We start from the raw sequence: 13,282 nt of genomic DNA, 5'->3' as shown, positions 1-13,282 counted from the left end.
GTAGTTGCCCTGCAATGTGCGCGGGCAGCTGTAGGACCACGGTACTATCACCGCAAGAATCTACTACACCGTTCAGCTCAGCCATTGGACGACCGGGCACGTCCGTTATCGACCCAAAGCGAACATCCCGTGATTTACGGCGACTACAGTAGGGCCATTGCAGCAAGGGCGCGGATACCTCTGTTTCAGGCGAGGTCGTTGAGCGTATTCGAGTACACCAATTCACCTAGGTTAGCGCTCCAGCCGCCAGCATGCTGGAGCAAACTTTGACGGGCGGTCACCTTGAGATTCGTGAGATCAGGTGCCGGTGCGTGCTGGGTAATAGCGTTCCCCAATCCAACGTAGGCGCGGCGGTGGCGCACGCCAAATTCGGCGAGTAATCGGGCGGCAGCATTCGGTGCGCCGAAGCGCAGCTGCTGCGTGAAGTTCGATACTCCGGTCGCGAGTTCCAGACCATCGGCTTGCATTAGGCGCGCCAACAGACTCAAGCCTTGTTCGACCAGCATTTGCAGAGTGAACGAGACCGAGCGTGCGTGAGCGGCCAGCAAGTTGTCCATGTTCATCTGGACGGCCCCCGCGATTTCGAGGAATGACTGTCCGCCCATCCAGCGTCGGATGATCTCGAAGAAACGCGCCTTCTCCGCGTCTGCCTGGCCCGCCTCCAGACGGAACCCTTGCTCCACCGCGCTACGCAGCTCGGCATGTGTCCACGCCCACTCCAGGATGACGTTGCGCAAGCCGTCGTCGAGCGTATCGACGGGATCCACCCAGTTCGGCCGCATGGGCCACAATCGAGCTGAGACCGAGGCCAACATGCGCACCTTGGCGCCCGCATCGCGCACCCAGGCCAATTTCCCCGTCGGTCTGAGGCCAATCAATCGTTGGGCGCGAAGTGCGAAAACTTCACGAAGCAATTCCCGCTGCCGGGGTTCGAGCTGCCGTGCCGCGAAGGTCTGCTCGGCGAGCTCTCGCGCACGCGCGACGAAAGCATCTTCTCCGATCTCTTCTGAGATCAGATCGATCAATGTGGAGTCCACGCCGTCCACGACGGGATAGACAGCTCCCTCGGTCTCGAGGAATTCGTTGTTGAGCGCTATCGCGGTGCCTGCCAGGTATTCGGCCAAAGCTCGGACCAGGCTCACCAAGGAGCCGGTTACGGGCTCGCCTTGGCTGTGCTGCGCGACGGGGGATATCAATCCCCACTGGCCCGAATTGGCGCAGATCACGAGGCCTTTAGTATTGGCGCCGGCGCGCCCGGCACGGCCGACCAGGTTCTTGATGTCTCGCTCTAGCATTGCCACAGGCGGCCCTCCCGCGGTCCGACGTTGGACTGAGTACAGGACCAGGGTTCGAATCGGAAGATTCACACCCTCTGCCAGAGTGCTGGTGCAGATCACCAGTTGCACCCCATCCTCGCGTATCAACGCCTCTAAAACTTCGCGGGTTTCCTGCGGGATGTCGCCGTGGTGGAGCACTGCGCCGTGACGCACGGCCTGAGTGCCGATCCAGTCGGGGCCGTACTCCTTTTCTAGGTAGGCAAGACATGGTGTGACGAGCGCGACATTGGTGTAGTCCGCCGGTGCCGGCAACGACAGCGGAAGCGACAACTGTTCGACCAGTTCTCTGGCGAGGCCCTCGGCGCCTTGGTCACCGCGCTTGTTGGCGGCAAATATCGCGGTAGTCCCCATGGGCAGGACTTTGCGCGCCGCCGCGACCGCCTGTGTCTTTACAGAGGCAAACCCGTAGGTGTTTCGGCGAAGCGTTAGCGCATTGATGAAGGAAAAGCTGTCGCGATTTAGAAATCCGTCCAGAATGACGCGTCGCTCCGGCGCCTCATGCGGATGCATAGCTAGGTTGATCGACATATTCGCGCCGGCACCCCGTCGCTGGAGCACGGCGAATTCGGCGACTGCAGGTCGATAGCTGCTGCGAATCACAGTCTCGTCGGTGCCACCGAGCCACGCGTTGATCTCCTCGATGTTCGGTACGATCGCCGAAACGAACACGAATCGTGGCGGTGCTCCGGCGCGAGACTTCATCCGCGCCAGCAGCAACTCGAGTCCGATTCCTCGCGCATCCCCGTCCAGCAGGTGGCCTTCGTCGCAGATTACCAACGAGATGCGCTGAGCAAAGGCGGAATCGGCGGTCAAGATTCCCGACAAGGTCTCCGGCGTGGCCACCATGGCGCGGATCTGGTCGAGACCGCTAGCCTCATCACCGGTCGGGACCGTTCCGCCGTACGCACACCGCGCGCGTACGCCCATGGCATTCAGCCGTGCGACCAGACTTCCCTTAAGTTCCGAAGCGAGGGAGCGCAGGGGCACCAACAACACGGCGACGTCCTGAGGACGCGCGCCTAGATGCCAGTAAAGCAACGTCTCGCACAACGTCGTCTTGCCTGCGCCGGTCGGCATCTGCAGTGCGTAGCTGTCAGCGTTCGTCAATAGTCCACCGCGGATCGCCTGAATCTGCGAGGGGAAGAACTCCCAGCTAGAGGGGCGGCGATCCACAAGCGACCGAACCAGCGGCGTCCAGAACTGATGTGCGCCATCGTTCAGCACAGCACGCACATTGGTTTGCTGGAATCGTACGAGCAATCGTGTCATCAGGCGGGCCACTATCCACGCCTCGGGCCCGTCCACCAACGCGACTGCCTCGTGCTCACGCGCCTCAGCAACCCTTGCCGCAATTTGATCCATGGCTCCAGACTTCACTGCCTCCTGAAGGTTCTGTGCAAACGCGGACTGCAAGGCATCCGGGCGTGCCAGGAAGTCATAACACGCAGCGCGCAAGCTGGCCGTATCGGCCGGCCGCTCCGAGCGTCGCATTGCCAGACACGCCGACGCCGGGAAGTCGCCGAAGTAGAAGGAGGCCGAAGCGAATAGCGCCGCGTCTTCGCCTGATATGCCACGCTCCCGCAACTGATCCGGTGTCATCTCTGCCGAGAACTGCAAGAAGGCGTTCCCCAACTGTGCCCAGTCCGCAGGCACAACCTCGGGCTGGTGAAGGTTGGCAAACAATTCCCCTACCAGTGAGATGTAGTAGTCGTCCAGTCGATGATCGATCGGCCCGAGGTCAATCGGAAGTTCGGCAAACCGGAAGTAGCGTAGGTGTCGTACGGTATCGGCGTTGTTGATCCACCGCTGGAGTGACGGTCGCATTGTCAGGCCGACGCGTGGGCGGCTTCAAACGCAGCCGTGTAAGTGCCCTTCAAATCCGGCACGGCGATAACAACGAGGGTGAATTCCGGATCAGCGGCCGCGGGCGCAGCGAGCAACTCGTTTTCAAGCAGCGAATTGCAGATCACCGCCACGGCGCGAAAACGCTTGACCATCGGCAGATGGTCTACCGCGTTAATGAAGCGATTAAGCATCGGAATGTCCACGTCGCCGAGATCCGTCGTCATGGCACGCTCGCGCAACCAGACCAACGTGCTCCCCAGACGGCTGGTGCGATCCTTCTTGCAGTCAGTGATTGCACCTTCGATAGGTGTTGTGTCCCCGCGAGTGGCCTTCGCTTTCACTTCGGAACACAAAATGGCGTCCTGATCGCTCGGTTCGGGGTGGTTAGGCATGATGAAATGCACGACGTCGGACTTGGGCGCGGGCTTTGTGCGATCCTGCTTGAGGCGCCACTTCTTTGGACCGATAGCTTCTATCGGCAGCGCTTGTGTCGCTTGGTAGAAGTAGCCAAGCACCTCGCCGAAATCACCGGACATCGTTGACCCGGCATCAGGCATCCGCGATGCGCAGACCTCGGCACGAGGCAGGTTATGTCGCTGTGCGGCTGCATTGAGCTCGGCGTCGGTAATGTAGCAGCGCCGTAAGGGCTCCCCAATCCGTGCTGCTAGCAGCGCGAGATTCTCGGGAGTTACGCGAATGAGAACATATGGATGGTCGTGCTCGTGCGCGAACCAAGGCACCGCATCCACGAAGTCAATCCCGAGATCATCCATGGCGCTGACTCCCCTCTACTAATCAACGGGCGTGCGATCAGTTCCCGCAAGAGCCGTCCAGTCACTACGTTCGGACGGTGGCTTTAGTTTGCCAGACTTTTATGGGACGTGGAGTAACGGCGGAAGCCTAGCCGCGCTCAAGGGCAGGTCGCTTGTTATGGATTCTAGCCCCAAGCGCCTATTTCCGCTTTTGCCGAAAGCGGCCAAACCGCTTGACAACCACTCAACACCCTCGCACACTCGACCACGGAGCCTAGAAACTCCTCTACGAGCGGTACCCACCTCCGACAAACCGGTGGGTTTTTTGTGTCCGAATCTTTCGGCCACAACCGACGTGTTGCCTGCGTCGGGAGGGCGGCTAATACAACACCCTTCGGGGGAATACGCCCGCCGGCTCGTAGCGGTTTCTAGCCTCCCGACTTCCCGTCGCCATCTTCGGTGGCGGGTCACTTCGATGGACTGAAGGAGGCAACATCATGTCGAACCACGACACGCACGACACCGAGCGGGCTGGCTACTTTCTGCCGGAGGATGACCGCACGCGGCTGGCGAAGCTGCGCGACCACATGGAGTTTCTGTCGCGTCTGGCGGAGCCGCGCACGCGAGATGAGGAACTGGACGACCCGCCCGAAGTCAGCCACGGCGAACTCGCCACGTGCCTGGCCATGTTGGCCGAGCAAGCCGAACTGGTGCTGGAGGCCATGGCGTGGCGGCCGCGTCCGGACGCACCGTCCAAGCGACGTGCCGCAGCGCCGACCGACGACGCTGACACGCCACCGGACGAGCCTGCGGCCGATCCAGAGGCCACGCCGTATGCGACGCCCTACGCCACGACGGATTCGCCGGCGCGTGCCATCGACGTCCCGGAGGCGTACGTCTTCGGCGTCACCATCGACCAAGCCGATGCCCTCGACCGGCTGGTGCAAACGCTGATGGCGCATGGCGACGTGCTGGCATCGGGCCATGAGGACGATCTGGCCGATGCCACGGTGCCGACGCTGGGGTTGGCGATCTCGGAGGGCGCGGATGCCGTCCGGGAAATTCTCGAACAGGTGCAGGATCAGTTGATCGAGCGCAGCGCCAAGCGGCATGGCGGCGTGCACGAGGATCGGCCGGCGTACGGCGCCGCATCGCCTGCGATTCAAGCTCTGCACTGATCGGCTGACGGGCCGGGCCCGCCGCTGCGCTGCTGCGCAGCGGCGGGCCCGCTCCCGTTTTCGCTACCTTTGCGCTGTTACGAGCGCACGTTCGTCATGGAGGATTCCCATGTATCGCCAAACCGACACCCTCGACATGTCCGTCAGCGGATCCCGAGCCGGCACGCCCTCATCGCCTACCGATACGGGCACCCCACGTCATTTCGGTCACGACCACCCCGCCCGGCCCCGTCGTCCGCGCCGACCACGACGCTGCACGGTGAGCTACCACCACTACGCGACGCACGATCGCTACCGGGGCGACGACGAGGTGCCCTATCTACGCTTGAGCGGGCTTTGGCTTGACGCACTGGGCTTCAACGTCGGCACGCGTCTGCGGATCACGGCCGGCAAGGGCGTGTTGATGCTGACGGCCGATGGTGCGGAGACCTGACATGCGCCGTCACCGCGAGATCCATGACATCACCCTCGGCTTGGAGACGAGGGTTTGGACAGCTTGACCCTTCATGACCTGGACGACGACATGCTCGCGCGTCTGCGCATCCTGGCAAGGCAGCACGGCCATTCGATGGAAGACGAGGCCCGGCGCATCTTGATCGATGCGCTGTGCCCCGATACCGAATCAGCCGCCGGCCCTGGTCCGGACGACGAGATCGGATTGTCAACGGCGTCATAGGGCAGCAGGCATCAGTCTTCTGAATCCACCTGTGCCTTCTCGGCTTGCGCAATTGACGCCTCCAGGCGCTGTAACCGAGCGCGGGCTGCCTCCACGTTGGGTGCAGGTTTCAGCGTTGCTCGCATCATCAGCGCTGCAAATGCCGAGGCGCTACCGACAAGCAAGAGCATGAAGCCCCGCATGGACACCACAAGCCAAAAGGCACCTTCGGAAGGCCCAGCGTGTCGGCAATCGATCGTCGACATGCGTGCGCATTCGACGACGAACCCTTGATTGATGATCTGGCCGAGCGAAATCAGCAGCCAGATTGAGGCTCCGCCTCCCAACAGCAAAGCGAACGAAAGCAGCCCACGCATAACGCGTCGGCCGCGCTTGGTGGCCTGAAGAAGCGCATCGAGTTCTTGTGTCTGCCGCGCATGCCGGTGCTTGAGGCCTTCCAACACGCGTGCAGATGGGTCTGATTTGGCAGTCACTGAGATTGATCAAACCATTACGTTGGTCAGAGCCATCAGCGACCGCGCTGGGCGGCTCTTACTGGCGTGCAGGATACCATTCGACAACGCGCAACCAAACGTGCTCAAACCTGAGACGCGCATTACCAGCGAGTGGATTCTGGTACGCCAGGGACCACGCAGTGAGAGCCTAGGTAGCGTGCGTGATCTCAGTCGTACTTCCGTTGACCGGTTCGTCTAGCGGGAGGGCGGCCACATTACTTACTCCTTCGGTAGCGACACTGCGCTGGAGGAAGCATGGGATCTTTTCGAGAGCTGGAATTTCGGCAGCGTTTTCTGAGCTGCCTGTGCGGCAGCGAGCTTTCGGGAGCCACCGCTGCGAGTGATACGACATTTCTGAGCTGCCTGTGCGGCAGCGAGCACGCCGCTTCTGCTCGGCCGGGCGCCAGTGCGTTTCTGAGCTGCCTGTGCGGCAGCGAGCCGCGGCGCCACGCTGCTCAAGTCGGGCCTCGCTTTCTGAGCTGCCTGTGCGGCAGCGAGCATGACCTACCTCGCCAAGAACATCTGCCACCTTTTCTGAGCTGCCTGTGCGGCAGCGAGCGGGACACGCCGGCTCGTTCGAGCAACGCCCGGATTTCTGAGCTGCCTGTGCGGCAGCGAGCTGTATGCGTGATCGAGCACTGACCGGCCCTTGTTTCTGAACTGCCTGTGCGGCAGCGAGCTCACAACGCCGTATCTCCCACCATTGTGGACTTCTTCTGAGCTGCCTGTGCGGCAGCGAGCGCAGCGGCCACGTTGCCAGCGGCACCGGCCCATTTCTGAGCTGCCTGTGCGGCAGCGAGCGGCGAGCATGGCATCCCAGATTCGACGTTCGCTTTCTAGCGAGCAGGCCGGCGACGTCGCGCGCACGCTGCTCGAGTTTCTGAGCTGCCTGTGCGGCAGCGAGCTTGGCTGCACTCGCCGGCCGCCTGCGCGGCGATTTCTGAGCTGCCTGTGCGGCAGCGAGCGTCATCGCCCTGTCGATCGCCGCCCGCTTGTCTTTCTGAGCTGCCTGTGCGGCAGCGAGCTAGAGCCGGGTTTCGTCTATCGTCTCGTCTCCTTTCTGAGCTGCCTGTGCGGCAGCGAGCGCCGTGACCGTGCCCCGTGTCGCTCTGCGTCGTTTCTGAGCTGCCTGTGCGGCAGCGAGCGATTCGACAACGGCGGCCGATTTGAGCTTTACTTTCTGAGCTGCCTGTGCGGCAGCGAGCACGATCCTGCGCCTCGAGCGCGACGGCCTGGTTTTCTGAGCTGCCTGTGCGGCAGCGAGCGCGGTTCGCCAGGTGCGAGGCGTCCGGCGAATTTTCTGAGCTGCCTGTGCGGCAGCGAGCGGGCTTCAGGGCGGTGCCCCAGCCTTCCCACTTTTCTGAGCTGCCTGTGCGGCAGCGAGCGCACCTGGTCGGCCATGACGCAACCGGGGACCTTTCTGAGCTGCCTGTGCGGCAGCGAGCACTTTGCGCACCGACTTGCATGGCTCTACGTCTTTCTGAGCTGCCTGTGCGGCAGCGAGCATCGCGGACCGTGCATCTGCGGCGCGCTGCTCTTTCTGAGCTGCCTGTGCGGCAGCGAGCGTGCAGTGCATCGACCTCGGCAACTGCGAGAATTTCTGAGCTGCCTGTGCGGCAGCGAGCAGCGTGGTCGCGCCGCCCTCGCCCGCGTGCAGTTTCTGAGCTGCCTGTGCGGCAGCGAGCACGACCGTGGCGCGCGCCGGCGCGGCCTTCTTTTTCTGAGCTGCCTGTGCGGCAGCGAGCTCCTCCGCCATGTCCCTCACCGCTCTCTTGCTTTTCTGAGCTGCCTGTGCGGCAGCGAGCGCCCTAGCGCATTGGAAACAGTGCGCTAGATCTTTCTGAGCTGCCTGTGCGGCAGCGAGCGCCCGGAGGCCGGCCCCTTTGGGTTACGGGGTTTTCTGAGCTGCCTGTGCGGCAGCGAGCGAAACGGGCGCCCTTCTTGCGCGGCTTGCCGTTTTCTGAGCTGCCTGTGCGGCAGCGAGCAACGGCTCGGCCTTCGTCGCGTCCAGCCTCACTTTCTGAGCTGCCTGTGCGGCAGCGAGCACCTCCGGCGGCTGCATGAGTTCCTCCTATGATTTCTGAGCTGCCTGTGCGGCAGCGAGCCGATGCAGCAGTTGAGCATCACCTTCGAGAAGTTTCTGAGCTGCCTGTGCAGCAGCGAGCACTTCCTCCGCCTGATTTCCCTTGTCGCTCATTTTCTGAGCTGCCTGTGCGGCAGCGAGCGCCCGGCGCTTGTCCAAGCTGCTGGCGTAGTATTTCTGAGCTGCCTGTGCGGCAGCGAGCGGGGAAATCACTGCTGCGGTCGCCCGGACATCTTTCTGAGCTGCCTGTGCGGCAGCGAGCAGACGCATTTTCCTCTTAGCTACTCCATTTTATTTCTGAGCTGCCTGTTCGGCAGCGAGCAAGCGCGGCGACGCGACGACGGCAGGCGGCGATTTCTGAGCTGCCTGTGCGGCAGCGAGCGACGAGCTTCAACGCGCAATCGGATTCCTGGTTTTCTGAGCTGCCTGTGCGGCAGCGAGCGAACTTTCGAATGCTCACGGTGAATTCCTGCCTTTCTGAGCTGCCTGTGCGGCAGCGAGCATTGAGCATCAACTGCTCTTGCAGCTTATTGATTTCTGAGCTGCCTGTGCGGCAGCGAGCGGCGCGGGGCGTCCGGGTCGTCGACGCGGTAATTTCTGAGCTGCCTGTGCGGCAGCGAGCGGCGATCTGCGTGGTGATCGGCTCGGCCCCCTTTTCTGAGCTGCCTGTGCGGCAGCGAGCGGTGCGCGCCGCCTGCACGGGCTTGACGTTGTTTTCTGAGCTGCCTGTGCGGCAGCGAGCGCGCCGATCACGACGCACAGCACGACGATCGATTTCTGAGCTGCCTGTGCGGCAGCGAGCACACATGCGCGCATCAACCTTCAGCCGGGAATTTTCTGAGCTGCCTGTGCGGCAGCGAGCGGCATCGTCGTCGGGCAACTGGTGGCTTTGGCTTTCTGAGCTGCCTGTGCGGCAGCGAGCTCCGCCGGCGCCTGCGGCTCGTCCGGCACGTATTTCTGAGCTGCCTGTGCGGCAGCGAGCGCAGATATACGATCTTTGCGTCACGTCGAGCATTTCTGAGCTGCCTGTGCGGCAGCGAGCAGCACGTCCGCCCAAGGCGCGGCGCGGAACGTTTTCTGAGCTGCCTGTGCGGCAGCGAGCACTCCCGGCGGTTGCCCGCTCGACCATCTGCATTTCTGAGCTGCCTGTGCGGCAGCGAGCGTACTGCGGTCGGCAATCTCGTTGAGACCGTTTTTCTGAGCTGCCTGTGCGGCAGCGAGCTGGGGGCAGTCCGCCGGCATCGGCGAGCCGCATTTCTGAGCTGCCTGTGCGGCAGCGAGCGCCAAGCAGGTCCGACGGCTCGACCCGGTGCATTTCTGAGCTGCCTGTGCGGCAGCGAGCAAGAGCGATCCGCTGTTTCAGGACTTCGCCAATTTCTGAGCTGCCTGTGCGGCAGCGAGCGAACCGCTGTGGGCGTGCGCTCTGCACGGTCATTTTCTGAGCTGCCTGTGCGGCAGCGAGCGGGTTCATGGCGGCCCGCACCAAAGAGCAGCATTTCTGAGCTGCCTGTGCGGCAGCGAGCTCGTGCTGTCTGCGGCCCTGTCCGTCGTGTTCTTTCTGAGCTGCCTGTGCGGCAGCGAGCTCCATATCCCCGCGTCGCCAACGACAGCACCATTTCTGAGCTGCCTGTGCGGCAGCGAGCCCCGTCACCCCACCCGCCGGCGCCCCCGTCGATTTCTGAGCTGCCTGTGCGGCAGCGAGCGTCACCACTGACCTGACCCGCCACCTGGCGCATTTCTGAGCTGCCTGTGCGGCAGCGAGCGGCCGCGTTCTGCGCGCCGAGCATGGCCTTGCTTTCTGAGCTGCCTGTGCGGCAGCGAGCAACTGTCCCAGGGTCTCGGGGTCTGCCTCCAGTTTCTGAGCTGCCTGTGCGGCAGCGAGCTGATCGGGCTGGCGACATTGACCGCTTGCGGTTTTCTGAGCTGCCTGTGCGGCAGCGAGCCCGGCTGGTCATGTGCTGCGGCCAGCGCGTGCATTTCTGAGCTGCCTGTGCGGCAGCGAGCGTTGGATGATTTCTCGCGGCCCTTCCGTCGCTTTTCTGAGCTGCCTGTGCGGCAGCGAGCTGGGCATCGCCGTCATGGTGCTGTTCCTGTACTTTCTGAGCTGCCTGTGCGGCAGCGAGCGAGCGGATGGGGCCGGAAGCCACCCTCGCGGATTTCTGAGCTGCCTGTGCGGCAGCGAGCGAACGCGCCGGCGCTCGCCTGGTCTTCAACCTTTTCTGAGCTGCCTGTGCGGCAGCGAGCACCATCAACACCCGCGCAGCCTGCATCCGTCCTTTCTGAGCTGCCTGTGCGGCAGCGAGCAGCGTCGTAGTTTTCTTTCGCGCCAACGATCTTTTCTGAGCTGCCTGTGCGGCAGCGAGCGCCGATAGCTCGACGAGACGTTGAACGAGATTTTTCTGAGCTGCCTGTGCGGCAGCGAGCATGAACGGAAATGGTGTGTCATGACTGTGTAGTTTCTGAGCTGCCTGTGCGGCAGCGAGCGTGGTTGGCGCGCATGCCGTTGCCGCGGAACTTTTCTGAGCTGCCTGTGCGGCAGCGAGCCTGCTCAAGACGATAGGACGCCTTGCGCCTAGTTTCTGAGCTGCCTGTGCGGCAGCGAGCCAGGCCGCTCGGCGAAGGCCAATGGCGTGATCTTTCTGAGCTGCCTGTGCGGCAGCGAGCCGCACGGGCGATGTCAGCCCCGTGCACTACCTTTTCTGAGCTGCCTGTGCGGCAGCGAGCGCGCCGTTGAGCGCGACGGCGATGGCTACCGCTTTCTGAGCTGCCTGTGCGGCAGCGAGCGCACGCGTCAGGATGTTGTGCGCTTCCTTCGCTTTCTGAGCTGCCTGTGCGGCAGCGAGCGTGACGCGCTGCGCGCTGCAGCTGGCGCCGCTTTTCTGAGCTGCCTGTGCGGCAGCGAGCCGAGAGGCCGGGCTGAAACTGTCCGCTTACAATTTCTGAGCTGCCTGTGCGGCAGCGAGCGGCTTGATCGAGCAACGCCCGGAGGTATTCCGTTTCTGAGCTGCCTGTGCGGCAGCGAGCGAATCCTTGTGATATCCAACGCGGAGCTGATTTTTCTGAGCTGCCTGTGCGGCAGCGAGCGGAAACTTTGACGGTATCGGCTTCGTACTCACTTTCTGAGCTGCCTGTGCGGCAGCGAGCCTATCTCGTACACTCGCTCGTCAGTTCCGGACTTTCTGAGCTGCCTGTGCGGCAGCGAGCGTCTGGATCGCCTTCATGGCCGAGGCGAGGCCTTTCTGAGCTGCCTGTGCGGCAGCGAGCGCTCGCAGATCGTCTGCGAGGGCGAATGCAGCTTTCTGAGCTGCCTGTGCGGCAGCGAGCGTTGCGCAGCACCGCGGCCGACATCCCGATACTTTCTGAGCTGCCTGTGCGGCAGCGAGCGATGGGGACGCAGGGCAGGCGCGCGCCGGAGTGTTTCTGAGCTGCCTGTGCGGCAGCGAGCTGTGAGCAGGCCCTGCTGCATCTGCTGGTCGATTTCTGAGCTGCCTGTGCGGCAGCGAGCCCCCCACGCGACAGGGCTGCGCTCAGCTCGTTTTTCTGAGCTGCCTGTGCGGCAGCGAGCTCCGGTTCAGCCCGTCGGTCCACCCCCGGTCATTTCTGAGCTGCCTGTGCGGCAGCGAGCGCTGCCGGCCATCAGGCAGGACTGCGCAGCGATTTCTGAGCTGCCTGTGCGGCAGCGAGCTGTTACCCGGAGACGGGCGGCTTCGACATCCTTTTCTGAGCTGCCTGTGCGGCAGCGAGCGAGCAGAGATCTGCCGGCGCATCGGCGACCTCTTTCTGAGCTGCCTGTGCGGCAGCGAGCATTTTGTTGATTGATAAACGACTCAACGATATTTTCTGAGCTGCCTGTGCGGCAGCGAGCCACCCATCCGATGGGACGCCCGAGCGGCAACATTTCTGAGCTGCCTGTGCGGCAGCGAGCATCCGTCGCACGGCCTGGACAACCTGCGACATTTTCTGAGCTGCCTGTGCGGCAGCGAGCGCTCGGCCGGATGACCTGGGCGCGGCACTGGATTTCTGAGCTGCCTGTGCGGCAGCGAGCCTCGTCCGGCACGTAGGCCGTCGGCGCGTCCATTTCTGAGCTGCCTGTGCGGCAGCGAGCGCGTACAGGTACGGCAGCCGGGGTTCCGCATTTTTCTGAGCTGCCTGTGCGGCAGCGAGCGAAGTGCAACGCTTCCACCGCCAACGCTCTAATTTCTGAGCTGCCTGTGCGGCAGCGAGCGCACTTACGTCCACGTCGCAAAATATAGCTAATTTCTGAGCTGCCTGTGCGGCAGCGAGCACTCTTCCATCGGACGGACGGCGTGCCATGTTTTTCTGAGCTGCCTGTGCGGCAGCGAGCCAGCGCTGCCCTGGCCAGGTCGCATGCAAACTTTTCTGAGCTGCCTGTGCGGCAGCGAGCCATTGCGTCGGCCAACTCCACTTCGATCGAGCTTTCTGAGCTGCCTGTGCGGCAGCGAGCGTGACGCTCAACGTGCGCGAGGTGACGCTGCTTTTCTGAGCTGCCTGTGCGGCAGCGAGCTTGGCTGCGTCGAGGACCCCATCGGCGTCGCTTTTCTGAGCTGCCTGTGCGGCAGCGAGCAGGCGCGCGCGCGGGCGGCCTTCCGCGTCGCATTTCTGAGCTGCCTGTGCGGCAGCGAGCGGCACATGGTCGAGCACATCGTCGCCGCGTTCTTTCTGAGCTGCCTGTGCGGCAGCGAGCGCCTGGCCGCCGAAGGTCTGGATCGCCTTCATTTTCTGAGCTGCCTGTGCGGCAGCGAGCCAGAATTGGCTCACCTCTGGAATCGGCCCTATTTTCTGAGCTGCCTGTGCGGCAGCGAGCGTTCTTCGGACAGTACGTCGGACACCACGGCGTTTCTGAACTGCCTGTGCGGCAGCGAGCTGTCCTTTTCCGGGGCCGATTGTACGGGATAC

At 63.1% G+C, this 13,282-nt stretch carries 5 protein-coding genes, 1 pseudogene and 2 CRISPR repeat arrays (1 of these 8 only partly in view); of the genes and pseudogenes, 3 read left to right on the top strand and 3 right to left on the bottom strand.

The features are described from left to right. Positions 1–185 precede the first annotated feature (185 nt). Together WAF18_RS02320 and WAF18_RS02315 are read right to left on the bottom strand one after the other, a co-directional pair. The gene (locus WAF18_RS02320) at positions 186–3,161 is read right to left on the bottom strand and encodes a DEAD/DEAH box helicase (protein WP_337243678.1); all 2,976 of its coding nucleotides are present in this window, start codon (positions 3,159–3,161) and stop codon (positions 186–188) included. 2 nt (positions 3,162–3,163) lie between these two features. Continuing rightward, on the bottom strand, positions 3,164–3,955 hold the full coding sequence (locus tag WAF18_RS02315; protein WP_337243677.1) for a Hachiman antiphage defense system protein HamA: 792 nt from the start codon (positions 3,953–3,955) through the stop codon (positions 3,164–3,166). A 476-nt stretch (positions 3,956–4,431) separates the two neighbouring features. Here WAF18_RS02315 and WAF18_RS02310 point away from each other — a divergent pair, with 476 nt between their 5' ends. The 3 genes and pseudogenes from WAF18_RS02310 (at position 4,432) to WAF18_RS02300 (ending at position 5,788) form a co-directional block, all read left to right on the top strand. After that, the gene (locus tag WAF18_RS02310; RefSeq protein WP_337243676.1) at positions 4,432–5,112 is read left to right on the top strand and encodes a hypothetical protein; all 681 of its coding nucleotides are present in this window, start codon (positions 4,432–4,434) and stop codon (positions 5,110–5,112) included. A 226-nt stretch (positions 5,113–5,338) separates the two neighbouring features. Beyond that, positions 5,339–5,545, top strand: a pseudogene (locus WAF18_RS02305) (SymE family type I addiction module toxin); the annotation flags it as partial. A gap of 54 nt (positions 5,546–5,599) precedes the next feature. Beyond that, positions 5,600–5,788, top strand: a complete 189-nt coding sequence (locus WAF18_RS02300; protein WP_337243675.1) for a hypothetical protein — start codon at positions 5,600–5,602, stop codon at positions 5,786–5,788. Positions 5,789–5,799: 11 nt separating this feature from the next. Here the strand turns inward: WAF18_RS02300 and WAF18_RS02295 are convergent, their stop codons facing one another. Continuing rightward, positions 5,800–6,228, bottom strand: a complete 429-nt coding sequence (locus tag WAF18_RS02295; RefSeq protein ID WP_337243674.1) for a hypothetical protein — start codon at positions 6,226–6,228, stop codon at positions 5,800–5,802. A gap of 345 nt (positions 6,229–6,573) precedes the next feature. After that, positions 6,574–7,083: direct repeats of the CRISPR family, unit length 28 nt; unit sequence TTTCTGAGCTGCCTGTGCGGCAGCGAGC. Between the two features lie 76 nt (positions 7,084–7,159). Further along, positions 7,160–13,282: direct repeats of the CRISPR family, unit length 28 nt; unit sequence TTTCTGAGCTGCCTGTGCGGCAGCGAGC (it continues 1,529 nt past the right edge of the window).

This window comes from Luteimonas sp. gir (genome assembly GCF_037198055.1).
GTDB classification, from domain to species: Bacteria; Pseudomonadota; Gammaproteobacteria; order Xanthomonadales; family Xanthomonadaceae; genus Luteimonas; species Luteimonas citri_A.
This window is presented reverse-complemented; position numbering and strand designations above follow the sequence as displayed.

What these genes read in the sequence shown, in the direction of transcription:
- WAF18_RS02320 (WP_337243678.1), bottom strand. Translation starts at nt 3,161, where the DNA reads ATGCGACCGTCACTCCAGCGGTGGATCAACAACGCCGATACCGTACGA.
- WAF18_RS02315 (WP_337243677.1), bottom strand. Translation starts at nt 3,955, where the DNA reads ATGGATGATCTCGGGATTGACTTCGTGGATGCGGTGCCTTGGTTCGCG.
- WAF18_RS02310 (WP_337243676.1), top strand. Translation starts at nt 4,432, where the DNA reads ATGTCGAACCACGACACGCACGACACCGAGCGGGCTGGCTACTTTCTG.